We start from the raw sequence: 24,976 nt of genomic DNA, 5'->3' as shown, positions 1-24,976 counted from the left end.
TTTTTGTGACTTTTTTGTGTCTCGCCGACAAGCGGTCCTGGTCGACCCGAGCCGGGGAAACGCCCGTACTACGGGGCCTGTGTCGGACAATCAGGCCAAAATGACGGTATTGTGCGGCGTTTACGCTGGGTTCCGGATCGACAAACGGCCTCGGAAAGCGAAAAAAAGCTGTTATAAAGTTGCGCGCTAACCTTTATGAGCCCTGCCTAATGCGTCCATTTTTAAAGACATGGCTGACCATCTGCCTATTATTGCCACTGGCCGCCCACGCCACCAACCGTGAGCAACGTCTTCCCAACATCAATGGCTACACCCCTAAATCCCATGTTTCTGCTCCGTCGAGCAAGAACAAGCAAGGCGTCCAGCGCGTGAGCACGGCTCAGAGCCGACTGGTGCCACCCATGGCGACCAAGACCACCAGCAATGTCTTGAGCCGCGCCGTGAATGTACTCGGCACACCTTACCGTTGGGGCGGCAGCAGCCCAAGCAAAGGTTTCGATTGCAGTGGGCTGGTGAAATACGCCTTCAACGACGCCACCTTCGATTTGCCGCGCACATCCAACGCGATGGCAGCCGGCCACGGTGAAAAAGTCGAGCGCAAGGACTTGAAGCCTGGGGACCTGATTTTCTTCAAGCTCAAGAGCCGGCGAGTCAACCATGTGGCCATCTACCTGGGCAATGACCGCTTCATCCACGCCCCGCGCCGTGGCAAGTCGGTGACCATCGACACGCTGAACAAGCCGTATTGGAACACCCATTACGTGGTTGCCAAGCGGGTACTGCCCAAAGAGCCGGGTGCGATGCGGGTGGTTCAGCGCTGATCTGAAGACCACTTGGTCCTTGTGGCGAGGGAGCTTGCTCCCGCTGGGGCGCGGAGCGGCCCCGACGGTGCATGCCTGGGTGACGGTGGCGTCTGATTTGGGGCTGCTTCGCAACCCAGCGGGAGCAAGCTCCCTCGCCACAAGAGCGGTACTGCCTTCTTGCCCTAGAAATTATCCGGCGTACGCGCCCGCTCCCGCGCATGCTCGCGGCTGATCAGTCCCTTGCTCACCAACTCCTTCAGGCACATGTCCAGCGTCTGCATCCCCAGCGAGCCGCCGGTCTGAATCGACGAATACATCTGCGCGATCTTGTCTTCCCGGATGAGATTGCGGATCGCCGAGGTGCCGAGCATGATTTCATGCGCCGCAACCCGGCCGCCGCCGATCTTCTTGACCAGAGTCTGGGAGATCACCGCCTGCAACGACTCCGACAGCATCGAACGAACCATGGACTTCTCGTCACCGGGAAACACGTCCACCACCCGGTCAATGGTCTTGGCCGCCGATGTGGTGTGCAGCGTACCAAACACCAAGTGCCCGGTTTCTGCGGCAGTCAGCGCCAGCCGGATGGTTTCCAGGTCGCGCATTTCCCCCACCAGGATCACGTCCGGATCTTCCCGCAGGGCCGAGCGCAGCGCCGTGGAAAAGCCCTGGGTATCGCGGTGCACCTCGCGCTGGTTGATCAGGCATTTGCGCGGTTCATGGACGAATTCGATCGGGTCCTCGATGGTGAGGATGTGATGATGCTTGTGGCTGTTCAGGTAATCGATCATCGCGGCCAGGGTGGTGGACTTGCCGGACCCCGTCGGCCCGGTCACCAGCACGAGCCCACGTGGGGCCTCGGTGATCTTGCGAAACACCTCGCCCATCCCCAGGTCTTCCATGGTCAGGACTTTCGAAGGGATGGTCCGGAACACCGCCCCCGCGCCACGATTCTGGTTGAAGGCGTTGACCCGAAACCGCGCAACGCCTGGCACGTCGAAGGAAAAGTCGGTCTCCAGAAACTTTTCGTAATCCACTCGTTGCCGGTCATTCATGATGTCGTAGATCAGTTCATGGACCTGCTTGTGGTCCAACGCCGGCAGGTTGATACGCCGCACATCGCCATCGACACGGATCATTGGTGGCAACCCGGCGGACAGATGCAGGTCCGACGCCCCCTGTTTGGCGCTGAACGCCAGCAGTTCAGTGATATCCATAGCGCTCCTCAATTCCAGTAGAATGCCGCGAACCTCAGACCCGCTGGCCTTTCTTTATGACCACGATAGCAGACAACATTGCTCAGGTTAGATCGCGCATCCATGCGGCGGAACAGGCCGCCCGACGCGCCGGACACAGCGTCCATCTACTGGCCGTCAGCAAGACCAAGCCCGCCCAGGCCCTGCGCGAAGCCTACGCCGCCGGCCTGCGTGACTTTGGCGAGAACTACTTGCAAGAAGCGTTGGGCAAGCAGGCCGAACTGACTGACTTGCCCTTGATCTGGCACTTCATCGGCCCCATTCAATCGAACAAGACGCGCGCTATCGCCGAACATTTCGACTGGGTGCATTCCGTGGATCGCTTGAAAATTGCACAGCGCCTGTCCGAGCAGCGGCCAGCCGAGCTGCCACCATTGAACATCTGCATTCAGGTCAACGTCAGCGGCGAAGCCAGTAAATCCGGCTGCGCGCCAGCGGACCTGCCCGCCCTTGCCAGCGCCATCAGCACGTTGCCACGCCTCACGTTGCGCGGGTTGATGGCGATTCCCGAACCGACCGACGATCGCGCTGAACAGGACGCGGCTTTTGCTGCTGTCCAGCGCCTGCAAGCCAGCCTGGACCTGCCCCTGGATACGCTGTCCATGGGCATGAGCCATGACCTCGAATCCGCCATTGCTCAAGGCGCCACCTGGGTGCGCGTCGGTACTGCGCTGTTTGGGGCTCGCGACTACGGTCAATCGCCCAGCTGACTCACTCATTTTTCATAAGGATCCGTCATGAGCAACACGCGTATTGCCTTTATCGGCGCCGGCAACATGGCCGCCAGCCTGATCGGCGGCCTGCGGGCCAAGGGCCTGGATGCAGCGCAGATCCGCGCCAGCGATCCGGGTGAAGAAACCCGCCAACGGGTGAGCGCAGAGCACGGCATCGAAGCCTTCGCCGACAACGCCCAGGCCATCGACGGAGTGGACGTCGTGGTGCTCGCGGTCAAGCCGCAAGCAATGAAAAGCGTGTGCGAAGCCCTTCGCCCGCATCTCAAGCCACATCAACTGATCGTGTCGATTGCCGCTGGCATTACTTGCGCGAGCATGAACAACTGGCTCGGCGCCCAGCCCATCGTGCGCTGCATGCCCAACACCCCGGCACTGCTGCGCCAGGGCGTCAGCGGCCTGTTCGCCACCGAACAGGTGACGGCCGCCCAACGCCAGCAGGCTGAAGAGCTGCTGTCGGCCGTGGGTCTTGCGCTGTGGCTGGAAACCGAGCAGCAACTGGACGCGGTCACCGCCGTCTCCGGCTCTGGTCCGGCGTACTTCTTCCTGCTGATCGAAGCCATGACCGCCGCCGGCGAGAAACTCGGCCTGCCCCGGGAAACCGCCGCGCAGCTGACCTTGCAGACTGCCCTGGGCGCCGCGCATATGGCGGTCGCCAGCGATGTCGATGCGGCGGAGCTGCGTCGCCGCGTGACTTCGCCGGCCGGTACCACCGAAGCGGCCATCAAATCATTCCAGGCCGGAGGCTTCGAAGCCCTGGTTGAAAAAGCACTCGGCGCCGCCGCGCACCGCTCGGCCGAAATGGCCGAACAACTGGGCCAATAAGGAGCCATTCATGATTGGATTGAACACTGCAGCGGTCTATGTCCTGCAAACCCTCGGCAGTCTGTACCTGCTGATCGTGCTGATGCGCTTCGTGCTGCAACTGGTGCGCGCCAACTTCTACAACCCGTTGTGCCAGTTCATCGTCAAGGCGACCCAACCGCTGCTTAAACCATTGCGCCGGATCATTCCGAGCCTGTTCGGCCTGGACATGTCCTCGCTGTTGCTGGCGATCCTGTTGCAAATGGCGCTGATGGCCCTGACGCTGCTGCTGACCTATGGCATCACCGGCAATCCGCTGCAATTGCTGATCTGGTCGATCATCGGCGTTACCGCACTGTTCCTGAAGATATTTTTCTTTGCCCTGATCATCAGCGTGATCCTGTCCTGGGTCGCGCCGGGCAGCCACAACCCGGGCGCCGAACTGGTGAACCAGATCTGCGAGCCGGCCCTGGCGCCGTTCCGCCGCATCGTGCCGAACCTCGGCGGCCTGGACATCTCGCCGATCCTGGCTTTCATGGTGCTCAAACTGATCGATATGCTGGTGATCAACAACCTGGCGGCGATGACGATGATGCCGGAGATCCTGCGGGTGCTGATCTAAAGCACGCTGCAACTTTTCCTGTGGCGAGGGAGCTTGCTCCCGCTGGGCCGCGAAGCAGCCCCAAACCGGGCGCCACCGTCGTCCAGACAGCCCCGGGCGGCAGCATTCAGGGCCGCTTCGCGCTGGAGCGCCAGCCCGGCCCAGCGGGAGCAAGCTCCCTCGCCACAGATTGATCCAGTCACCACAGGGTTTGCATCAGCGGACAATCAGCGCCGCCCTTTGCTTGCCGCTAACCCCAGCGGTCTTTAGACTTACGCCTCATTTCAACGAGAGCAGGGTCGATGCCAGCTGCCTTTCCCCCCGATTCCGTTGGTCTGGTGACGCCGCAAACGGCGCATTTCAGCGAGCCCCTGGCCCTGGCCTGCGGCCGTTCGTTGCCAGCCTATGACCTGATCTACGAAACCTACGGCACCCTCAACGCCACGGCGAGCAATGCCGTGCTGATTTGCCACGCCTTGTCGGGGCATCACCACGCCGCCGGCTACCACAGCGTCGATGACCGCAAGCCCGGCTGGTGGGACAGTTGCATCGGCCCCGGCAAGCCCATCGACACCAACCGGTTCTTCGTGGTCAGCCTGAACAACCTCGGCGGTTGCAACGGCTCCACCGGCCCCAGCAGCCTCAACCCCGACACCGGCAAGCCCTTCGGCGCCGATTTCCCGGTACTGACCGTGGAAGACTGGGTCCACAGCCAGGCCCGCCTGGCCGACCGCCTCGGCATCGGTCAATGGGCGGCGGTGATCGGTGGCAGCCTCGGCGGCATGCAGGCCCTGCAATGGACCATCACCTACCCGGATCGCGTGCGCCATTGCCTGGCAATCGCCTCGGCGCCCAAGCTGTCGGCGCAGAACATTGCCTTCAACGAAGTGGCGCGCCAGGCGATCCTCACCGACCCCGAATTTCACGGAGGTTCGTTCCAGGAACATGGCGTGATTCCCAAGCGCGGGTTGATGCTGGCGCGGATGGTCGGGCACATCACCTACCTGTCCGACGATTCCATGGGTGAAAAATTCGGCCGAGGCCTCAAGAGCGAAAAGCTCAACTACGACTTCCACAGCGTGGAATTCCAGGTCGAGAGCTACCTGCGTTATCAGGGCGAGGAATTCTCCGGGCGCTTCGACGCCAACACCTACCTGCTGATGACCAAGGCGCTGGACTACTTCGATCCGGCGGCGAACTTCGACGATGACCTGGCGAAAACCTTCGCCAATGCCACCGCCAAGTTCTGCGTGATGTCTTTCACCACCGACTGGCGCTTCTCCCCGGCCCGTTCCCGGGAGCTGGTGGACGCACTGATGGCCGCGCGCAAGGACGTCTGCTACCTGGAAATCGACGCACCCCAGGGCCACGACGCCTTTTTGATTCCGATCCCGCGCTACCTGCAGGCGTTCGGCAACTACATGAACCGTATTACGCTGTGAGGACGCCATGAGAGCCGATCTGGACATCATCCAGGAATGGATCCCCGCCGGCAGCCGCGTGCTCGACTTGGGCTGCGGCAACGGCGAACTGCTGACCTGGCTGCGCGACAACAAGCAAGTGACGGGCTACGGGCTGGAAAACGACCCGGACAACATCGCCGAATGCGTGGCCAAGGGCATCAACGTCATCGAACAAGACCTGGATAAAGGGCTGGGCAACTTCGCCAGCAACAGCTTCGACATCGTGGTCATGACCCAGGCCCTGCAAGCCGTGCATTACCCAGACAAGATTCTCGACGAAATGCTGCGCGTCGGGCGCCAGTGCATCATTACCTTCCCCAACTTCGGCCACTGGCGCTGCCGCTGGTACCTGGCGAGCAAGGGACGGATGCCGGTGTCGGAATTCCTGCCCTATACCTGGTACAACACCCCGAACATCCATTTCTGTACGTTCGAGGATTTCGAAGAACTGTGCCGCGAGCGCAAGGCCAAGGTCATCGACCGGCTGGCGGTGGACCAGCAGCACCGCCACGGGTGGGCCAGCAAGCTATGGCCTAATCTGTTAGGTGAGATTGGCATTTACCGGGTCAGCAGCCCGGGCCTTGCCGACCATCAGGTCGCGGTGTGAGCACCCGCCTTTTCAGGAGCACGACATGAAGCGTCTAGCGTTGCTGTTAATCACCTCCTGCCTGAGCATCGGCGCCATGGCGGCCGATGTCATCAAGGCCGAGCGCAAGGAAGTGTTCGGTGACGTCACCGTTCACTACAACACGTTCAACTCCACCTTTCTGACCCCCGACATCGCCAAGGGCGCCGAGCTGATTCGCAGCAAGCACCAGGGCGTCATCAACGTCTCGGTGATCAAGGAAGGCAAGCCGTTGATGGCCCAGGTCAGCGGTACGGTCAAGGACCTGACCAGCAAGACAGTCCCGCTCACCTTCCGCCAGGTCACCGAAGCAGGCGCGATCTACTACATCGCCCAATATCCAGTGGAACAGCAGGAAACCCGCACCTTCGAGATCAAGGTGCAAACCGGCGACAAAATCAACACCATCAACTTCAACCAGGAACTGTTTCCGGGCCAATGATCAACCTTACCCAACTCGTACTGGCCAGCCACAACGCCGGCAAACTCAAGGAACTCCAGGCGATGCTCGGCGGATCGGTGCAGCTGCGCTCGATCGGTGAATTCAGCCAGGTCGAGCCGGAGGAAACCGGTTTGTCGTTCGTCGAGAACGCCATCCTCAAGGCCCGCAATGCGGCGCGCATTTCCGGCCTGCCGGCGCTGGCCGACGATTCCGGTCTGGCGGTGGACTTCCTCGGCGGCGCGCCGGGCATCTATTCGGCCCGTTACGCCGATGGCAAAGGTGACGCAGCGAACAACGCCAAGCTGCTCGAAGCCCTCAAGGACGTGCCCGAAGCCGAGCGCGGCGCGCAATTCGTTTGTGTGCTGGCGCTTGTGCGCCATGCCGACGATCCACTGCCGATCCTCTGCGAAGGCCTGTGGCACGGGCGCATCCTCGCCAAGGCCAGCGGCGAACACGGCTTTGGCTACGACCCGTTGTTCTGGGTGCCTGAGCGCAATTGTTCCAGCGCCGAGCTGGGCCCCGTTGAAAAGAACCAACTGAGCCACCGCGCCCGCGCCATGGCCCTGCTGCGCCAACGCCTGGGCCTGCAATGACCACCGACTCCCCCGCACCGCTGATCCACGGCGGCGCACAGACACCTCGGGCACCGCTGCCCGTGCTGCCGCCCTTGGCGTTGTACATCCATATCCCCTGGTGCGTGCGCAAATGCCCGTATTGCGACTTCAACTCCCACACCGCCAGCCCGCAGCTGCCGGAGGAGGAATACGTCGACGCCTTGCTGGCCGATCTCGACCAGGATTTGCATGGGGTTCACGGCCGGCCGTTGTCCTCCATTTTCTTTGGTGGCGGCACGCCGAGCCTGTTCAGCGCCCAAGCCCTGGGGCGTCTGCTGCGGGGCGTCGAGGCGCGCATCCCTTTTGCGCCCGATATTGAAATCACCCTGGAAGCCAACCCAGGCACCTTCGAGCAAGAGAAATTCGTCGCCTACCGGGCGCTGGGCATCAATCGTCTGTCCATTGGCATCCAGAGCTTCCAACAGGCCAAGCTCCAAGCGCTTGGCCGAATCCATAACGGCGACGAGGCGGTGCGTGCCGCTGGCATGGCCCGCCAGGCCGGGTTCGATAATTTCAATCTCGACTTGATGCATGGCCTGCCGGATCAATCCCTCGAAGATGCCTTGAGCGATCTGCGCCAGGCCATTGCCCTGAAGCCCACCCATTTGTCCTGGTATCAACTGACGCTGGAGCCGAACACGGTGTTCTGGAACCAGCCGCCAATCTTGCCGGAAGACGACACGCTGTGGGACATCCAGGAAGCCGGGCAGGCGCTGCTCGCCGAGCATGGCTACGCCCAATATGAGGTCTCCGCCTATGCCCAGCCAGGGCGCGCGGCGCGGCACAACCTCAATTATTGGAGCTTCGGTGACTTCATCGGCATCGGCGCCGGGGCCCACGGCAAGCTCAGCCATCCGGACGGGCGCATCGTGCGCACCTGGAAGACTCGCCTGCCCAAGGATTATCTCAACCCGGCCAAACGTTTCCTGGCCGGCGAAAAGAGCCTGGCCAACGAAGAACTGCCTTTCGAGTTCCTGATGAACGCGCTGCGTCTTACCGAAGGTGTAGCGGCGCAGCTTTATCCACAGCGCACCGGCCTGTCTTTGGAAAGCCTGGCCGACGGCCGGCGCGAGGCCGAACAAAGTGGGTTGTTGCAGGTCGAACCGTCACGTCTGGCGGCGACCGAGCGCGGACAGCTGTTTCTCAACGACTTGCTGCAGAAATTTCTGAGCTGATCAACACAAGGAAATCGAATGGATCTGGTACTCGACCTGCTCGCCACCGTATCCCGCTGGAGCCGCAGCAACCTGTCGGAAATCTCCCTGGCGTTGGTAGGCTGCCTGCTGGTGTTGTTTGGTGCGGATATCAAGGGCTGGGTCGAACAGCGCCTGGGCAGCATCGCCGGCGCCTTGCGCGTCCCGCTGATCGCCCTGCTGTGCATGATCGGCAGCGGCGCCGCGCTGATCTACGCCACGCCGTGGATCGTCCGGGGCTTGAGCCAGTTCAACAACTACAGCCTGGCGCCGGTGTTATTGGTGGTGTTGGTGTTGATTGGTGTGGTGGCTGACCGCCGCTGATTTAAGCCATCACATAAAACACATGTGGGAGCGAGCCTGCTCGCGAAGAGGAAGTGTCAGGCAATGCTTTGTTGGCTGACACACCGTATTCGCGAGCAGGCTCGCTCCCACAGTTTTATTGCGTGATGTTTAAGGCAGCTTCTCGAACTTCAAGTCCCAAACCCCATGCCCGAGCCGTTCGCCACGACGTTCGAACTTGGTGATCGGCCGTTCAGCCGGGCGCGGTACGCACTTGCCGTCCTCGGCCAGGTTGCGATAACCCGGCGCGACGTTCATCACTTCCAGCATGTATTCGGCGTAGGGCTCCCAGTCGGTGGCCATGTGCAACACACCGCCGACCTTCAACTTGCTACGCACCAGCTCAGCGAACGACGCCTGGACGATCCGGCGCTTGTGGTGTCGGCTTTTGTGCCACGGATCCGGGAAGAACAGCATCAGCCGATCGAGGCTGTTATCGGCCACGCAACGATTAAGCACTTCGATAGCGTCGCAATCGTAGACCCGCAGGTTGGTCAGCCCTTGGGTCAGCACACCGTTGAGCAGCGCACCGACACCCGGACGATGGACCTCCACGCCGATGAAATCCTGTTCCGGCGCGGCGGCGGCCATCTCCAGAAGCGAGTGGCCCATGCCAAAACCGATTTCCAGCGAGCGCGGCGCCGAGCGTCCGAAGACCTGGTCGAAGTCGACCGGTGCATCGGCCAGGGGCAGGACATACAGCGGGGCGCCCTGTTCCAGGCCGCGTTGCTGGCCTTCGGTCATGCGCCCGGCGCGCATCACGAAACTCTTGATGCGGCGGTGCTGGCGCTCTTCGCCTTCTTCCGGCAGGACAGGCGTGTCGTTCGATTCAGTCATCAATGGCTCTTACTTGATCAGACCATCCAGCGGCGAGGACGCGCTGGCGTAGAGTTTTTTCGGCATGCGGCCGGCCAGGTAGGCCAAGCGGCCGGCAACGATGGCGTGCTTCATGGCTTCGGCCATCAGGATCGGCTGCTGGGCATGGGCGATGGCCGAGTTCATCAGCACCGCTTCGCAACCCAGCTCCATGGCGATGGTGGCGTCGGATGCGGTACCGACACCGGCATCCACCAGCACCGGGATCTTGGCTTCTTCCAGGATGATCTGCAGGTTGTATGGGTTGCAGATCCCCAGGCCGGTGCCGATCAGGCCGGCCAACGGCATGACCGCGATGCAGCCGATTTCCGCCAACTGACGGGCGATGATCGGGTCATCGCTGGTGTAGACCATCACGTCAAAACCTTCCTTGACCAGGGTCTCGGCGGCCTTGAGGGTTTCGATCACGTTGGGGAACAGGGTTTTCTGGTCCGCCAGCACTTCCAGCTTCACCAGGTTGTGACCGTCGAGCAGCTCACGGGCCAGGCGACAGGTGCGCACGGCCTCGATGGCGTCGAAGCAACCGGCGGTGTTCGGCAGGATCGTGTAGCGATCCGGCGGCAGGATATCCAGCAGGTTCGGTTCGCCCGGGTTCTGGCCGATGTTGGTGCGGCGCACGGCGACGGTCACGATCTCGGCACCCGAGGCCTCGATGGCCAGGCGGGTTTCTTCCATGTCGCGGTATTTGCCGGTACCTACCAGCAAGCGCGACTGGTAGGTACGACCGGCCAGGACGAAGGGCTTGTCGCTACGAACGATGCTCATGGGAAATCCTCTGTTGGGGTGAGGTTCTTGCGAAAGGCTGCGAAACCGAGGCGACTAACCGCCACCGATGGCGTGGACCACTTCGACGCTATCACCGTCGTTCAATTTGGTTTCGGCGTGCTGGCTGCGCGGGACGATATCCAGATTGAGTTCCACCGCGACGCGGCGTCCGGTGAGTTCCAGACGGGTCAGCAGGGCCGCGACGGTTTCACCGTCGGGCAGATCAAGGGGTTCGCCGTTCAACTGAATGCGCATGCCGGATGCCGCCATCATTTTTAGGGGCTGGCATTCTAGCCCGATCAGTCTGGGTGACCCAAGCCCCTTGGTCAGCTACGAGCGACAAGCTTCAAGCGGCAAGTTGCAGGCGCCAGGCCGCGATGCCCAGGCACAACCAACCGATCAGGAAAGCCACGCCGCCCAGGGGCGTGATCATGCCCAGCTTGGTGACACCGGTAAGGGTCAGCAGATACAGGCTGCCGGAGAACAGCAGGATGCCGATCACGAATGAAATTCCGGCCCAAGTGACGATACGACCCGGGATGTGCGTGGCCAACAGCGCAACGCCGAACAGCGCCAGGGTATGCACCAGTTGGTAGGTCACCCCAGTGTGGAAAATCGCCAGATAATCGGCGCTCAGGCGGTTTTTCAGGCCATGGGCGGCAAACGCCCCCAGCGCCACGCCCGTGAAGCCGAAAAAAGCCGCCAGCATCAGAAAGCTACGCAACATGGGGAACTCCGGTCAGACTCGATGGACAGGGTCTGTATAATGGCCCGCTCGACGGGTTCGGCCAAGCCATCTCTATGCTGCGTTCATTGTTTCGACGATTCATTAAAGCCCTGTTCTGGTTCGCCGCCTGCAGCGTTGTGCTGGTGCTGCTGTTTCGCGTGGTGCCACCGCCGTTCACCGCGCTGATGATCGAGCGCAAGGTGCAATCCTGGTTCGGAGGCGAACCGATCGACCTGCAGCGTGACTGGCAACCCTGGGACAAGATTTCCAATCATCTCAAGGTTGCGGTCATTGCCGGGGAAGATCAGAAATTTCCCGAGCATTGGGGCTTTGACATCGGCGCAATCCAGGCCGCGTTCGCCCACAACGGGCGCGGCGGTTCGATTCGTGGCGCCAGCACCCTTAGCCAGCAGGTTTCCAAGAACCTTTTCCTGTGGTCGGGCCGCAGTTGGCTGCGCAAGGGGCTGGAGGCCTGGTTCACCGCGCTGATCGAAGTGTTGTGGCCCAAGCAGCGGATCCTCGAGGTGTACCTCAATAGCGTCGAGTGGGACGACGGGGTGTTTGGGGCCGAAGCGGCGGCGCGGCATCATTTTCGTGTCGGTGCAAACGCCTTGTCCCGACAACAGGCCAGCCTGTTGGCCGCAGTCCTGCCCAACCCGAGGGCCTGGAGCGCCAGTCGGCCGAGCCCTTATGTGCTCAGGCGTGCGAGTTGGATTCGCCAGCAGATGAGCCAATTGGGAGGTGATGGTTATCTGTTGCGGTTGGATGAGTCTCGGCCGGCGCCCTGGGCTCAATAGCCGCGACACCACGGATTCTTGTGGGAGCGAGCCTGCTCGCGATGACAATCGAGCATTCAGCAGAGATGTCGCCTGACCCACCGCCATCGCGAGCAAGCTCGCTCCCACAAAGGCTGAGTTGACGCTTGCATCGCACAAACAAAAACGCCCCGATCAGTAATGATCGGGGCGTTTTTGTGATAGCTGTCGCAGGTCAAGCCGCAATCGACACCTTGAGCTTGTTCATCGCGCTCTTCTCAAGCTGGCGAATTCGCTCGGCCGACACGTTGTACTTTTGCGCCAGGTCGTGCAGCGTGGCTTTCTCCTCGGCCAGCCAGCGCTGGTAGAGAATGTCGCGGCTGCGCTCGTCCAGCACTTCCAGCGCTTCGTGCAGGTTGGTGTTGGAGTTGTCACTCCAGTCGGCGTCCTCCAGTTGACGCGCCGGGTCGTACCGGTGGTCTTCCAGGTAGTTGGCCGGCGATTGGAAAGCGCTGTCGTCGTCCGCTTCGGCGGCCGGGTCAAAAGCCATGTCATGGCCGGTCAGGCGACTTTCCATTTCGCGCACTTCACGAGGTTCCACACCGAGGCTCTCGGCCACGCGATGGACTTCCTCGTTGTTCAACCAGGCCAGGCGCTTCTTCTGGCTGCGCAGGTTGAAAAACAGCTTGCGCTGGGCCTTGGTGGTCGCGACCTTCACGATGCGCCAGTTGCGCAGGATGAACTCGTGGATTTCCGCCTTGATCCAGTGCACTGCAAACGACACCAGGCGCACACCCATTTCCGGGTTGAAACGCTTGACCGCCTTCATCAGGCCAACGTTGCCTTCCTGGATCAGGTCGGCCTGGGCCAGCCCGTAGCCGGAATAGCTGCGGGCAATATGTACGACAAAACGCAGGTGGGCGAGCACCATCTGCCGAGCCGCCTCAAGATCCTGCTCATAGTAGAGACTCTCGGCCAGTTCACGCTCCTGCTCGGGGGTCAGCAGCGGGATGCTGTTGACCGTGTGCACATAGGCCTCCAGGTTCGCACCTGGGACCAGAGCATAAGCAGGTTGCAAAGAAGTGGTCATACGAAAAAACCTCCGACTCACATAACTCGTGCAGTTCAGCACTGCGAAAATTGACCGGGAACCGTAGGACAAGTTCCCACAAAAACCGAAAGGTCAATACGCGCAAAATCAACTATTTTGGCGCAAGCTCACGTAGGTGGCGTGCTACCGCAATCCATGCACCGATATAACCCAACAGCACCGCGCCAAGCAAGAGCGACAGACCGTCAGCGACTGGCACTCCGGCCAGCGCGAAGTCACTGCCATACAAACCGGCCAGTCCCACTACCGCATCGTTCAGCCAGTCCAGGCCGAACGCCAATACGCCCCAGGACAGGATGCCTGCGCCGAAGCCATACAACGCTCCCATATAAAGGAAAGGCCTGCGTACATAACTGTCCGTACCGCCGACGAGTTTAATCACTTCTATCTCGGTGCGGCGGTTTTCAATATGAAGACGAATGGTATTGCCTATCACCAAAAGTAATGCAGAAACCAAGAGCACCGTCAGGCCGAAGACAAACCTGTCGCCGAGCTTGAGGATCGCCGCAAGACGCTCGACCCAGACTAGATCAAGTTGCGCCTGTTGTACCTTCGGCAGCTCGGAAAGTCTTTGTCTTAATGCTTCAAGGGTCGGCTTGTCGACCTCATTGGGGGTGACCAGCACAACGCCTGGCAGCGGGTTCTCCGGCAGCTCCTTGAGGGCTTCGCCCAGGCCCGACTGCTGCTGGAACTCTTCCAGCGCTTGCTCGCGCCCCACGTATTCGGCATCGGCCACGCCCGGCATGGTCTTGATCTGCTCACGCAGCGCCTCGCCTTCGCCTGGCGTCGCATCCAGTTGCAAATAAAGGGAGATCTGCGCCGCGCGCTGCCAGGAACCGCCCAGGCGCTCCACATTACTCAGCAGCAATGACAGGCCCATGGGCAGGCTCAAGGCCACCGCCATCACCATGCAGGTAAAGAAGCTGCCGATCGGTTGCTTGCCCAGGCGCCGAAGGCTGTCCAGCAGGCTGGCGCGATGGCTTTCGATCCAGGCGTGCAACAGCGTGGTGAAATCCGGGCCATCGTCATCGTCGCGCTTTTTCTTCTGCGGCTGCGGATCGGTGCCCTTCGGGGCCACGCGTTCGGCCACTTTCGGGCTGCGAGTAGCACTCATACGCCTGCCTCCCCGTCGCCGATCAGTCGACCGCGTTGCAAGGTCAGCATGCGGTGACGCATACGCGCGATCAGTGCCAGGTCGTGGCTAGCGATCAGCACGCTGGTGCCCAAGCGGTTGATGTCTTCGAATACGCCCATGATCTCCGCCGCCAGTCGCGGGTCGAGGTTACCGGTGGGTTCGTCCGCCAACAGCAAGGCCGGGCGATGGACGATGGCGCGGGCAATGCCGACGCGCTGTTGCTGGCCGGTGGACAGGTCGCCCGGGTACAGATCGGTCTTGTCCGACAGAGCCACGCGCTCCAGGGCCGAATCCACGCGTTTGTTGATTTCGGCCTTGGACAGCCCAAGGATCTGCAAAGGCAGCGCCACGTTATTGAATACCGTGCGATCGAACAGCAGTTGGTGATTCTGGAATACCACGCCGATCTGGCGCCGCAGATAAGGGATCTGGGCGTTGCTGATGGTGCTCAAATCCTGGCCGGCCAGCAGCAGCTTGCCGGTGGTGGGCCGTTCCATCGCCAGCAGCAGGCGCAGCAAGGTACTTTTACCGGCACCGGAGTGGCCGGTCACAAACAGAAACTCGCCCCGACGGACCCGAAAGCTCAGCTCGTGCAAGCCGACGTGACCGTTCGGATAGCGTTTACCGACCTGTTCGAAACGAATCATGAATGCTCCCGCTCGGCAAACAGCGCCTGGACAAAGGGCTCGGCTTCGAAGGTGCGCAGGTCATCGATGCCTTCACCCACGCCGATGTAGCGAATTGGCAGGCCAAACTGCTTGGCCAGGGCGAAGATCACCCCGCCCTTGGCGGTACCGTCGAGCTTGGTCAGGGCCAGCCCGGTCAGTTCGACGGTCTGGTTGAACTGCTTGGCCTGGTTGATGGCGTTCTGGCCGGTCCCGGCATCCAGCACCAGCAACACTTCGTGGGGCGCATCGGCGTCGAGCTTGCCGATCACCCGGCGGACCTTCTTCAACTCTTCCATCAGGTTGTCTTTGGTGTGCAGGCGACCGGCCGTGTCGGCGATCAGCACATCGATGCCACGGGCCTTGGCGGCCTGCACGGCGTCGAAGATCACCGAAGCGGAGTCGGCACCGGTGTGCTGGGCGATGACCGGGATCTTGTTGCGCTCGCCCCACACTTGCAGTTGCTCGACGGCGGCGGCGCGGAAGGTGTCGCCGGCGGCAAGCATGACCTTCTTGCCTTCGAGCTGCAGCTTCTTCGCCAGCTTGCCGATGGTGGTGGTCTTGCCGGCACCGTTGACGCCAACGACCAGGATCACGAACGGCTTGTTCTGCGAGGCAATCACCAGCGGCTGCTCCACGGGCTTGAGCAGGTTGGTCAGTTCACCCTGGAGGGACTTGTACAGCGCATCGGCATCGGTCAATTGTTTACGCGCGACTTTCTGGGTCAGGCTCTGGATGATCACCGAGGTGGCCTCGACGCCTACATCGGCGGTGAGCAGGCGGGTCTCGATGTCTTCCAGCAGCTCGTCATCGATGACTTTCTTGCCCAGGAACAGGCTGGCCATGCCCTCGCCAATACTGGCGCTGGTCTTGGACAGGCCCTGCTTGAGGCGGGCAAAAAAACCGACCTTGCTCTCTTCAACGGGCCGCGGCGGTTCGACCGGGGCCGAAGCCTCTACCACGACAGGTTCCGGCTCGGGGGCGAGCTCCGGGGTCGAAGGCGCGAGCACGGCAGCCGGCGCCTCCTCCGGTTGCGTCGGGGCTGGGATTGGCGGCGTGACGTGGGGCGCCTGGGCGTCCTCTACCAGCGCGACCGGTTCTTCCGCCACGGGCAAGGTGAGCCAAGGGGCCTGCCCGGGAGGCGGGGTCAGGGGTTGCTCGACCACCGGCTCATCCACCGGTTCAGCCACTGGCTCGGCTTCGGCCTCGGCCGGTTGCAGCACCGGCTCGGCGATCGGCAGGACAATGGGCGCAGCCTCTTCGACCACCGTCTCTTCGGCGGGCTCAGGCTGCGGTTGCGGCTGTTCGCCCACGGTTTCCTGCGGCTTCTTGCGCAGCCATCCGAACAGGCTTTTTTTCTCGCCAGCCGCAGCTGGGGTCTTCTTGTCGTCGTTGGAACCAAACATGGAGGACGGCTATCTCACGGTAGCGACGCGCCTGGAGGGCGCCTCGGTGATAAATATTCGATGCTGAACAGACTGCGTTTCATCGAGCTTGTTCACGCGCAACAGATTGTCGAAATGTCGCCAGGACACCTCATGGTCGATTTTTTCGAAGGACTGGTACGGCATCGTCGGCGAAAACGCGGGGATACAGGAACAAACCCAACGTTTGTGCACGGAACCCAGACAGCCTTGGGCCGATAAAAGACCCGATAGGCGTGGCCGCCAGTAAAACGGACCGTTATCCTAGCACCTCCTCGCCTGCTGAGGCTAAGACCCGGCAGGCAGCCCGACAGGTTTAAACACGAATGAATGCTCTTGCCCGCCGCGCCGCAGGCCTGCTGCTCAGCACGGTTTGTCTGCCCTTTTCAGCCTTTGCTGCCGATCCACAACCTACCCACGAATTCACCCTCGACAACGGCCTCAAGGTCGTGGTGCGTGAAGACCATCGCGCCCCGGTCGTGGTTTCCCAGGTCTGGTACAAGGTCGGCTCCAGCTACGAAACGCCGGGCCAGACCGGTTTGTCCCATGCCTTGGAACACATGATGTTCAAAGGCAGCGATAAAATCGGCCCCGGCGAAGCATCGTTGATCCTGCGCGACCTGGGCGCCGAAGAAAACGCCTTCACCAGCGATGACTTCACTGCCTACTACCAAGTGCTGGCCCGGGATCGCCTGGGCGTCGCCTTCGAACTGGAGGCCGATCGCATGGCCAGCCTGCGCCTGCCGCCGGAAGAGTTCAGCCGCGAGATCGAGGTGATCAAGGAGGAGCGCCGCATGCGCACCGACGACAAGCCGATGTCGAAGGCCTTCGAGCGCTTCAAGGCCATGGCCTATCCAGCCAGCGGCTATCACACGCCGACCATCGGCTGGATGGCCGATCTGGACCGGATGACCGTCGGCGAGCTACGTCACTGGTACGAATCCTGGTACGCCCCGAACAACGCAACCCTGGTGGTGGTGGGTGACGTGACGCCGGATGAGGTCAAGAACCTGGCCCAGCGCTATTTCGGTCCAATAGCGCGGCGCCCGGTGCCCGCCGCCAAGATCCCTCTGGAGCTGGCCGAACCGGGCGAGCGCAAGCTCACCCTGCATGTACAGACCCAGCTGCCCAGCGTCATGCTGGCCTTCAACGTGCCCAGCATCGCCACCGCGACGGATAAGGGTTCGGTCAACGCGCTTCGCTTGATCTCGGCCTTGCTGGACGGCGGCTACAGCGGCCGCATCCCGACCCAGCTGGAGCGTGGCGAGGAACTGGTGTCAGGGGGCTCGTCGAATTATGACGCATTCACCCGTGGCGACTCGTTGTTCACTTTGTCGGCAACGCCTAACACACAGAAAAACAAAACCCTCGCCCAGGCCGAAGCAGGTTTGTGGCGCTTGCTTGAACAACTGAAAACCACGGCCCCGACCGTCGACGAACTGGAGCGCGTCCGCGCCCAGGTCATCGCCGGGTTGGTGTATGAGCGCGACTCGATCACCAGCCAGGCCACCGCCATCGGGCAATTGGAAACCGTCGGCCTGTCCTGGAGGCTGATGGACACCGAGCTCGCCGAACTGCAAAGCGTGACCCCGCAGGATATCCAGAAGGCAGCCCAGCTGTATTTCACCCGCTCGCGCTTGAGCGTTGCGCACGTCCTGCCCGAGGAGAAAGCCCATGAGTAAGCGCCAATCATCACGCCTGGTGCTGATGGGCCTGGTGTTGGTTGCCCTGGCCGCTTCCCTGGCCGTCTACCTGTCGCCATCGAAGAACACCGATGCCAGCCAGGCATTGGACAAGGCCAAGTCAGGCAACAAGTTGCAATCGTTGGCCGAACTGGATGACAAGGCACCGAGCCGCCGCCAGCTCGATGTGCAGACCTGGAAAACCGCTGACGGTGCCAAGGTCCTGTTCGTCGAGGCCCGGGAATTGCCAATGTTCGACCTGCGCCTGACCTTTGCCGCCGGCAGCAGCCAGGACGGCGACGCCCCCGGCCTGGCCCTGCTGACCAATGCCATGCTCAACGAAGGCGTGGCCGGCAAGGATGTCAGCGCCATCGCCCAAGGCTTCGAAAGCCTCGGCGCGGACTTCGGCAACGGCGCCTATCGGGACATGGCCGTGGCCTCCCTGCGCAGCCTCAGCGCGACGGACAAGCGTGAGCCAGCGCTGAAGCTGTTTGCCGAAGTCGTCGGCAAACCGACCTTCCCCGCCGACTCGTTCGCCCGAATCAAGAACCAGATGCTCGCCGGTTTCGAGTATCAGAAGCAGAACCCCGGCAAACTGGCGGGCTTGGAGTTGATGAAGCGCCTGTATGGCGATCATCCGTACGCCCACTCCAGCGACGGCACCGAACAGAGCATTCCACCGATTACCCTGGCCCAAACCCGGGCCTTCCATGCCAAGGCCTATGCCGCCGGCAACGCCGTGATCGCCCTGGTGGGGGACCTGTCCCGCGCTGACGCCGAAGCCATCGCCAACCAAGTATCAGCCGCGCTGCCCAAGGGCCCTGCGCTGGCCAAGACTCCACCACCGGTGGAGCCGAAAGCGAGCGTCAACCATATCGAGTTCCCGTCCAAGCAGACCAACCTTATGCTCGCGCAGTTGGGCATTGACCGGGACGATCCGGATTATGCCGCCGTGTCCCTGGGCAACCAGATCCTGGGCGGCGGGGGTTTCGGTACACGACTGATGACCGAGGTCCGGGAAAAGCGCGGCCTGACCTATGGCGTGTACTCCGGCTTCACGGCAATGCAGGCTCGCGGTCCGTTCATGATCAATCTGCAAACCCGCGCGGAAATGAGCGAGGGCACGCTCAAGCTGGTGCAGGACGTGTTTGCCGATTACCTCAACAATGGCCCGACCCAGAAAGAACTCGATGACGCCAAGCGCGAGTTGGCCGGGAGCTTCCCGCTGTCCACCGCCAGCAATGCCGACATCGTTGGCCAGCTCGGCGCGATGGGCTTCTATGATTTGCCGCTGAGCTACCTGGAAGATTTCATGCGCCAGTCCCAGGCGCTGACGGTCGAGCAGGTCAAGGCTGCGTTGAATAAACACCTGAGCACCGACAAGATGGTCATCGTCACCGCTGGCCCGACCGTGCCGCAAAAGCCATTGCCGGCCCCCACTGACAAACCTGCCGAGCAGCCGCTCGGGGTTCCGGAGCACTAATGGCCCGCCCATCCAATTCCAGCAAGAAACCCGTGCACAACGGCGTGAACCAGTTGCGCATCATTGGCGGCGAATGGCGCAGCCGGCGGCTGAGTTTTCCGGATGCTCCAGGATTGCGACCGACACCGGACCGGGTTCGTGAAACCCTGTTCAACTGGCTAGCGCCTTACGTGGCGGGCGCCAAGGTGCTCGACCCGTTTGCCGGCAGCGGCGCACTGTTTCTCGAGGCGTTGTCCCGTGGTGCCGCCATGGGCCAGGCGCTGGACGCCAGCAGCCTGGCCGTGTCCAGCCTGAAGGAACACCTCGGCACCCTACGCTGCACCGTCGGCCAGGTGCAGACAGCCGATGCGCTGCGTTATCTCGACAGCCAGCCGGCAACTCCATTCGACCTCGTCTTCCTCGACCCGCCATTCAACCAGAATCTGCTGCCGACGGTATGCGCCTTGCTCGAGGAACGTCAGTGGCTGGCCGAGGATGCCTGGGTCTACACTGAAAGCGAGACCGCTCCGTCCACCCTGGGCTTGCCGAGCAATTGGCGCTTGCATCGCGAGCAGAAATCCGGACAGGTGCATTACGCGTTGTGGCAGCGTTTACCAAAGGACATTGGCTGAACGGCTGGCCGTGCATCGAGAAATAGTCAGAATGTCCGCCGCATCCGAACCTTTCGTCCCTGCCCCTGGGCTTGGCAACCCGCACCTGCAAACATTGTGGGGGCCGTTATGGCGGAAGTCCTGCCCCATCGATCGCGAACGGGAGCGGCTGTGGCTGGAAGACGGCGACTTTCTCGACCTCGACTGGTATGGACCCCATAGCGCCGAGGCGCCATTGGTACTGGTACTTCACGGGCTGACCGGTTCTTCCAACTCGCCCTACGTGACCGGGCTGCAACAAGCACTCAACGACCAAGGCTGGGCCAGCGTCGCGTTGAACTGGCGCGGGTGTTCGGGGGAGCCGAACCTGCTGCCCCGCAGCTACCATTCAGGAGTGAGCGAAGACCTGGCCGCCGCCCTGACGCATCTGCGCACCCGGCGACCTCTGGCGCCATTGTTTGCTGTGGGCTATTCACTGGGCGGCAACGTCTTGCTCAAGCATCTGGGCGAGACCGGCAGCGACAGCCAACTGCTGGGCGCGGTGGCCGTTTCGGTGCCGTTTCGCCTGGACCAGTGCGCCGATCGTATCGGGCAGGGCTTCTCCAAATTCTACCAAGCGCATTTCATGCGGGAGATGATCGCCTACATGCGCAACAAACAGCGCCAATTCCAGCACGACGGACGCCAGGAAGGGCTTGCGGCCCTGGCCGCGCTGGGCTCGCTGGACAATATGCGCACGTTTTGGGATTTCGATGGGCGCGTCACCGCGCCCCTACACGGATTCTCAGATGCGGCGGACTATTATCGTCGCGCCTCCAGCCGCTATTTCATGGCGGGGATCAAAACGCCGACCTTGCTTATCCAGGCCGCCGACGATCCGTTCGTATTTCCCCACAGCCTGCCCGCCCCTGAAGAGTTGTCAGCGTCGACCCGGCTTGAATTGCATGCCCGAGGCGGACATGTCGGATTCGTCGACGGGACGTTACGGCGTCCCGGCTACTATCTGGAACGACGCATCCCCAAATGGCTCGCCACCCTGGGCCATGGTTGACGATTCGCAAGCGAGAAAACTTTTGTGGGAGCGAGCTTGCTCGCGATAGCGACAGATCAGCGACATGACTGATACACCGCCATCGCGAGCAAGCTCGCTCCCAATTGGTTGTAGGTGCCTCGTTATTCGCCCTTCGCCACGCCCCGCCGCGGATCATTGATCCACTCGCTCCACGAGCCGGCGTACAGCTTGCCCAACGGATACCCTGCCAGGCACAAGGCAAACAGGTTATGGCATGCCGTCACGCCCGAGCCGCAATAGGCCACCAGGCCGCTCGGCGAGCGATCGCCGAATTTTGCGGCAAAGCGCTGCTTGAGCTGGTCGGTCGGCAGGAACCGCCCATCGGCGCCAAGGTTATCGGTGAAGGCCGCGCATTGCGCGCCCGGGATATGCCCGGCCACCGGATCGATCGGCTCGACCTCACCTTTGAATCGCGGCAACGCCCGCGCATCCAGCAACGTCATGTCCGGCTGGCCGAGACGTTGTTGCAATATGTCGGCATTGACCAGCAGATTCGCGTCCGGCGAACCACTGAAGGAGCCGGCCTGGATGGCCGGCGGATCGAGACTCAGGGGCAAACCGACCGTGTGCCAGGCCTTGAGGCCGCCGTCGAGAATGTAGACGCCCTCGCGCTTGCCCAGCCAGGCCAGCAGCCACCAGGCCCGGGCAGCGTAGGCCCCGGGACCATCGTCGTACAGCACGACGTCACTCTCGTTGTTGATGCCCCAGGCCTGCAGACGCGTAACCAAGGCTTCAGGTGCGGGCAAAGGATGGCGCCCGGTCACGCCTTTGACCACCGGACCGCTCAGGTCGCGCTCAAGGTCCGCGTGAGACGCACCGGCGATATGGCCTTCGGCATAACTGCGCTGGCCGTAGTCCGGGTCCTCCAGGGCAAAACGACAATCAAGGATCACCAGCCCAGGCTGTGATCGCCTCTGTTCTAGGGCCTGGGGGCTGATGAGTTGCGCGATGGGCATGGTGAACTCCTGTGGCTGAATCAAGCAGGTCCGATCCTTATTGCCCTTCCTCCAGGGTCTGGGCCAGGGGGACATAAAATTCTTTGAACAACGCATCCACCGCTTCACGGGCCTGGTCAGTCACGAAACCCGCCTCGAGCACCAGGACCTGGTATACGCCACGCTTGATGGCTTGTTCGCTCAAGTGGCTGGAGTTTTCACGGGTCGTGCACAGGAACCGTACCCAGGACGTGAGGATGATCCAGGCGTTGAGGGTCAGGGATTCGATCTGCACGCGGTCCATCTTCAGGATACCGGCTTCGACGAAGCCCTCGTAGATGGCGGTGCCATGGATCAGGCAGCGCTGGGAAAACCGCCGATAACGCGCCGCAAGTTCCGGGTCGCTGTCGAGCAGGTGTTCCAGGTCGCGATGCAGGAACCGGTAACGCCACATCGCCGACAGCAGCTCTTGCAGATAAAAGCGCTTGTCGTCCACCGTGGCCAGGCGGCCTTGGGGCGGGCGCAAGAAGCTGTCCACCAGGTTTTCATACTCACTGAACAGCACGGCGATGATCGCCTGCTTGTTGGGGAAGTGGTAGTAGAGGTTGCCGGGGGACATCTCCATGTGAGCGGCAATATGGTTGGTGCTGACGCTGCGCTCGCCCTGGCGGTTGAACAACTCGAGGCTGTTCTGCACGATGCGCTCGCTGGTTTTCATTCGTGGGGCCATGGCTTGGGCTTTAATAAAAAGTGATCGAAGGGCATCTTACGACCTATCGGTCACAGGATAAAACCCAAGGGATTTACAGAGGCTCATTTGACTTTCTAGAGCATAAGCTCTAGAAAACACCGATTCCAATAATAATCCGGTGCCCGCCATGCCTGCCGATGTCGCTTACCTGCACGAGTCTCAACAGCAGCTGGACGAGCTCCAAGCGCTCTTCATCGCCCAGCGCCAAGCCTACGCGGCTCACCCGATGCCACCGGCGGCGCAGCGACTGCAATGGCTCAAGGCATTGGGCGAACTGTTGAGCAATGAACGGCAGGCCTTGATCGACGCCATCAGCGAGGATTTCAGCCACCGCAGCGCGGACGAAACATTGTTGGCCGAGCTGATGCCGAGCCTGCACGGTATCCATTACGCCAGGCGACACCTCAAAGGCTGGATAAAGCCCTCTCGACGCAAGGTTGGCCTGGCCTTCCAGCCGGCATCGGCCAAAGTGGTCTATCAACCGCTGGGGGTGGTCGGGGTCATCGTGCCCTGGAACTATCCGCTCTTCCTGGCCATAGGGCCTTTGGTCGGAGCCTTGTCGGCGGGCAACAGGGTGATGCTAAAACTCAGCGAATCGACCCCTGCCACCGGCTTGTTGCTCAAGCAACTGCTGGCCCGGATATTTCCCCAGGACCTGGTGTCCGTCGTGCTTGGCGAAGCAGACGTAGGCATCGCGTTCTCCAGGCTGCCGTTCGATCACCTGCTGTTTACCGGCGCCAGCAGCATCGGCAAGCACGTCATGCGTGCGGCCGCTGAAAACCTGACGCCCATCACCCTGGAACTGGGCGGAAAATCTCCGGCCATCGTTTCCGAAGACGTCCCGCTTGAACACGCTGCCGAGCGCATCGCCTTCGGCAAGACCCTCAACGCCGGGCAAACCTGTGTCGCACCGGATTACGTGCTGGTGCCGCAAAACCGTGTCGGGGCGTTCGTCGAGGCCTATCGCGAGGCCGTACGCGGGTTCTATCCGACGTTGATTGACAACCCGGACTACACCGCCGTAATTAACGAACGACAACTGGCGCGGCTTAACGGCTACATCGGCGATGCAACAAGCAAAGGGGCGTTGCTGATCGAGCTGTTCGAGCAAAGCCAGGGACAACGCATGGCCCACAGCCTTTTGCTCAATGTCACGGACGACATGACTGTCATGCAGGACGAGATTTTCGGGCCGCTGCTCCCCATCGTCCCTTATGAGAACCTCGACCAGGCATTTGCCTACATCAATCAGCGACCTCGCCCCTTGGCGCTCTACTATTTCGGCTACAACAAGACCGAACAGAATCGCGTGCTCGACGAAACCCATTCCGGCGGCGTCTGCCTCAACGACACGCTGTTGCACGTGGCCCAGGACGATATGCCGTTTGGCGGTATTGGCGCCTCGGGGATGGGGCACTACCACGGACATGAGGGGTTCCTGACCTTCAGCAAGGCCAAGGGCGTGCTGGTCAAGCAGCGGTTCAACGCGGCGAAACTGATCTACCCGCCCTATGGAAAGCCGTTGCAGAAACTGATCCAGAAGCTGTTTATCCGCTAACCAGTGTCTTCCCGGGTAATAACAATAATGAACCCAAGCCTGACCGATAAGCCCGCCCTGTCACGACGCGGTTTACTGCAACTGAGCTTCGGCGCCAGCGCCTTCCTGGCCACGGTGGGATTGGGCGCCAGCCTGAGCGGCTGCTCCTCCAGCCAACCGGCCCTCGGGCTGGCGGCATTGCGCGACAGCGACTTGCCGTTCTTGCGTGCCGTGATTGCCGTCATGCTCGACGGGGCCACAACAGCTGGAACGCTCCCCGCCGCCACCGATGCCACGCTGCAAAGCCTGGATCGAGGGCTGGCGCACCTGTCGCCCGCCATGCTCAAGCTAACGCACCAGCTATTCGACGTGCTGACGCTGGGGATTACCCGCGGGCCGCTGACCGGGATCTGGGGCGCGTGGGAAAACGCCAGCGCCGATGACATTCGACAGTTTCTGACGCGGTGGGAAAACAGCTCGCTGAGCTTGTTGCGCCAAGGCCACGGCTCGTTGCTGCAAATGGTGATGATGGCGTGGTACAGCCGGCCCGAGTCCTGGGCCCATTGCGGGTACCCGGGACCACCGATGGTTTGA

The 24,976-nt window shown here is 61.7% G+C and carries 28 protein-coding genes; 17 read left to right on the top strand and 11 right to left on the bottom strand.

What is annotated here, in order from left to right; genetic code table 11:
• Positions 1-209: 209 nt before the first annotated feature.
• Positions 210-821: a C40 family peptidase gene (locus J3P81_RS01605; protein WP_420765030.1), complete on the top strand. Its 612-nt coding sequence runs from the start codon at positions 210-212 to the stop codon at positions 819-821.
• Between the two features lie 164 nt (positions 822-985).
• Here the strand turns inward: J3P81_RS01605 and J3P81_RS01600 are convergent, their stop codons facing one another.
• Positions 986-2,020, bottom strand: coding sequence for a type IV pilus twitching motility protein PilT (locus J3P81_RS01600; RefSeq protein ID WP_434561801.1), 1,035 nt, complete (start codon positions 2,018-2,020; stop codon positions 986-988).
• 56 nt (positions 2,021-2,076) lie between these two features.
• On the opposite strand from J3P81_RS01600, the gene J3P81_RS01595 reads away from it, so the two are divergent.
• From J3P81_RS01595 to J3P81_RS01555, 9 genes are all read left to right on the top strand, one after another.
• Complete coding sequence (locus tag J3P81_RS01595) at positions 2,077-2,769, top strand: YggS family pyridoxal phosphate-dependent enzyme (protein WP_434561799.1); 693 nt, start codon at positions 2,077-2,079, stop codon at positions 2,767-2,769.
• Positions 2,770-2,796: 27 nt separating this feature from the next.
• The gene (gene proC, locus J3P81_RS01590) at positions 2,797-3,615 is read left to right on the top strand and encodes a pyrroline-5-carboxylate reductase (protein ID WP_420765033.1); all 819 of its coding nucleotides are present in this window, start codon (positions 2,797-2,799) and stop codon (positions 3,613-3,615) included.
• A 10-nt stretch (positions 3,616-3,625) separates the two neighbouring features.
• A complete protein-coding gene (locus J3P81_RS01585; protein WP_420765034.1) occupies positions 3,626-4,216 on the top strand; it encodes a YggT family protein in 591 nt (196 codons plus the stop codon).
• 281 nt (positions 4,217-4,497) lie between these two features.
• Positions 4,498-5,637 (top strand): homoserine O-succinyltransferase MetX, encoded by a 1,140-nt coding sequence (gene metX / locus J3P81_RS01580; protein ID WP_420765035.1) that lies wholly within the window; start codon positions 4,498-4,500, stop codon positions 5,635-5,637.
• Between the two features lie 7 nt (positions 5,638-5,644).
• Positions 5,645-6,265, top strand: coding sequence for a methionine biosynthesis protein MetW (gene metW, locus J3P81_RS01575; RefSeq protein WP_420765036.1), 621 nt, complete (start codon positions 5,645-5,647; stop codon positions 6,263-6,265).
• Positions 6,266-6,290: 25 nt separating this feature from the next.
• Positions 6,291-6,725 carry a DUF4426 domain-containing protein gene (locus J3P81_RS01570; protein ID WP_434561797.1) on the top strand — a complete coding sequence of 145 codons (435 nt, stop codon included), beginning with the start codon at positions 6,291-6,293 and terminating at the stop codon, positions 6,723-6,725.
• On the top strand, positions 6,722-7,318 hold the full coding sequence (rdgB, locus tag J3P81_RS01565; protein WP_434561795.1) for an RdgB/HAM1 family non-canonical purine NTP pyrophosphatase: 597 nt from the start codon (positions 6,722-6,724) through the stop codon (positions 7,316-7,318). Before J3P81_RS01570 ends, rdgB begins: the two co-directional genes overlap by 4 nt.
• Positions 7,315-8,514: a radical SAM family heme chaperone HemW gene (gene hemW / locus J3P81_RS01560; RefSeq protein ID WP_434561793.1), complete on the top strand. Its 1,200-nt coding sequence runs from the start codon at positions 7,315-7,317 to the stop codon at positions 8,512-8,514. Before rdgB ends, hemW begins: the two co-directional genes overlap by 4 nt.
• 18 nt (positions 8,515-8,532) lie before the next feature.
• On the top strand, positions 8,533-8,856 hold the full coding sequence (locus J3P81_RS01555) for a DUF3392 domain-containing protein (RefSeq protein ID WP_014340681.1): 324 nt from the start codon (positions 8,533-8,535) through the stop codon (positions 8,854-8,856).
• 129 nt (positions 8,857-8,985) lie between these two features.
• On the opposite strand, the gene trmB is transcribed toward J3P81_RS01555, so the two are convergent.
• From trmB to J3P81_RS01535, 4 genes are all read right to left on the bottom strand, one after another.
• On the bottom strand, positions 8,986-9,711 hold the full coding sequence (trmB, locus tag J3P81_RS01550; protein ID WP_434561791.1) for a tRNA (guanosine(46)-N7)-methyltransferase TrmB: 726 nt from the start codon (positions 9,709-9,711) through the stop codon (positions 8,986-8,988).
• A gap of 9 nt (positions 9,712-9,720) precedes the next feature.
• Positions 9,721-10,515, bottom strand: a complete 795-nt coding sequence (locus J3P81_RS01545; RefSeq protein ID WP_003177480.1) for a thiazole synthase — start codon at positions 10,513-10,515, stop codon at positions 9,721-9,723.
• A 54-nt stretch (positions 10,516-10,569) separates the two neighbouring features.
• Complete coding sequence (gene thiS, locus J3P81_RS01540; protein WP_420765040.1) at positions 10,570-10,770, bottom strand: sulfur carrier protein ThiS; 201 nt, start codon at positions 10,768-10,770, stop codon at positions 10,570-10,572.
• A 91-nt stretch (positions 10,771-10,861) separates the two neighbouring features.
• Entirely contained in the window at positions 10,862-11,242 is a 381-nt protein-coding gene (locus tag J3P81_RS01535; protein WP_420765041.1) for a DUF423 domain-containing protein, read from the bottom strand.
• 74 nt (positions 11,243-11,316) lie between these two features.
• Here J3P81_RS01535 and mtgA point away from each other — a divergent pair, with 74 nt between their 5' ends.
• Positions 11,317-12,039 (top strand): monofunctional biosynthetic peptidoglycan transglycosylase, encoded by a 723-nt coding sequence (gene mtgA, locus J3P81_RS01530; protein WP_434561789.1) that lies wholly within the window; start codon positions 11,317-11,319, stop codon positions 12,037-12,039.
• Between the two features lie 193 nt (positions 12,040-12,232).
• On the opposite strand, the gene rpoH is transcribed toward mtgA, so the two are convergent.
• The 4 genes from rpoH to ftsY form a co-directional block, all read right to left on the bottom strand.
• Positions 12,233-13,087 (bottom strand): RNA polymerase sigma factor RpoH, encoded by an 855-nt coding sequence (gene rpoH / locus J3P81_RS01525; RefSeq protein WP_003177476.1) that lies wholly within the window; start codon positions 13,085-13,087, stop codon positions 12,233-12,235.
• A 112-nt stretch (positions 13,088-13,199) separates the two neighbouring features.
• Positions 13,200-14,222, bottom strand: a complete 1,023-nt coding sequence (ftsX, locus tag J3P81_RS01520; RefSeq protein WP_420765043.1) for a permease-like cell division protein FtsX — start codon at positions 14,220-14,222, stop codon at positions 13,200-13,202.
• On the bottom strand, positions 14,219-14,890 hold the full coding sequence (gene ftsE / locus J3P81_RS01515; RefSeq protein WP_024778908.1) for a cell division ATP-binding protein FtsE: 672 nt from the start codon (positions 14,888-14,890) through the stop codon (positions 14,219-14,221). The genes ftsX and ftsE overlap by 4 nt, the downstream gene beginning before the upstream one ends.
• A complete protein-coding gene (gene ftsY, locus J3P81_RS01510) occupies positions 14,887-16,314 on the bottom strand; it encodes a signal recognition particle-docking protein FtsY (protein WP_434561787.1) in 1,428 nt (475 codons plus the stop codon). The genes ftsE and ftsY overlap by 4 nt, the downstream gene beginning before the upstream one ends.
• Positions 16,315-16,658: 344 nt before the next feature.
• Between ftsY and J3P81_RS01505 the strand changes: the two genes are divergently transcribed.
• The 4 genes from J3P81_RS01505 to J3P81_RS01490 are packed head-to-tail and all read left to right on the top strand — an operon-like array spanning position 16,659 to position 21,138.
• Complete coding sequence (locus J3P81_RS01505) at positions 16,659-18,014, top strand: M16 family metallopeptidase (protein WP_434561785.1); 1,356 nt, start codon at positions 16,659-16,661, stop codon at positions 18,012-18,014.
• Complete coding sequence (locus J3P81_RS01500; protein ID WP_434561783.1) at positions 18,007-19,497, top strand: M16 family metallopeptidase; 1,491 nt, start codon at positions 18,007-18,009, stop codon at positions 19,495-19,497. The genes J3P81_RS01505 and J3P81_RS01500 overlap by 8 nt, the downstream gene beginning before the upstream one ends.
• The gene (gene rsmD / locus J3P81_RS01495; protein WP_420765047.1) at positions 19,497-20,108 is read left to right on the top strand and encodes a 16S rRNA (guanine(966)-N(2))-methyltransferase RsmD; all 612 of its coding nucleotides are present in this window, start codon (positions 19,497-19,499) and stop codon (positions 20,106-20,108) included. Before J3P81_RS01500 ends, rsmD begins: the two co-directional genes overlap by 1 nt.
• A gap of 31 nt (positions 20,109-20,139) precedes the next feature.
• Positions 20,140-21,138 (top strand): hydrolase, encoded by a 999-nt coding sequence (locus tag J3P81_RS01490; protein ID WP_434561781.1) that lies wholly within the window; start codon positions 20,140-20,142, stop codon positions 21,136-21,138.
• 122 nt (positions 21,139-21,260) lie between these two features.
• Here J3P81_RS01490 and J3P81_RS01485 read toward each other — a convergent pair whose 3' ends face one another.
• Both J3P81_RS01485 and J3P81_RS01480 read right to left on the bottom strand, forming a co-directional pair.
• On the bottom strand, positions 21,261-22,115 hold the full coding sequence (locus J3P81_RS01485) for a sulfurtransferase (RefSeq protein ID WP_434561779.1): 855 nt from the start codon (positions 22,113-22,115) through the stop codon (positions 21,261-21,263).
• Positions 22,116-22,152: 37 nt separating this feature from the next.
• On the bottom strand, positions 22,153-22,824 hold the full coding sequence (locus J3P81_RS01480) for a TetR/AcrR family transcriptional regulator (RefSeq protein ID WP_420765050.1): 672 nt from the start codon (positions 22,822-22,824) through the stop codon (positions 22,153-22,155).
• A 148-nt stretch (positions 22,825-22,972) separates the two neighbouring features.
• Here J3P81_RS01480 and J3P81_RS01475 point away from each other — a divergent pair, with 148 nt between their 5' ends.
• Together J3P81_RS01475 and J3P81_RS01470 are read left to right on the top strand one after the other, a co-directional pair.
• A complete protein-coding gene (locus J3P81_RS01475) occupies positions 22,973-24,403 on the top strand; it encodes a coniferyl aldehyde dehydrogenase (protein ID WP_434561777.1) in 1,431 nt (476 codons plus the stop codon).
• Between the two features lie 27 nt (positions 24,404-24,430).
• The gene (locus J3P81_RS01470; RefSeq protein WP_420765052.1) at positions 24,431-24,976 is read left to right on the top strand and encodes a twin-arginine translocation pathway signal protein; all 546 of its coding nucleotides are present in this window, start codon (positions 24,431-24,433) and stop codon (positions 24,974-24,976) included.

This window comes from Pseudomonas sp. R1-6 (assembly GCF_051132115.1).
In the GTDB taxonomy this organism is placed as follows: Bacteria; Pseudomonadota; Gammaproteobacteria; order Pseudomonadales; family Pseudomonadaceae; genus Aquipseudomonas.
This window is presented reverse-complemented; position numbering and strand designations above follow the sequence as displayed.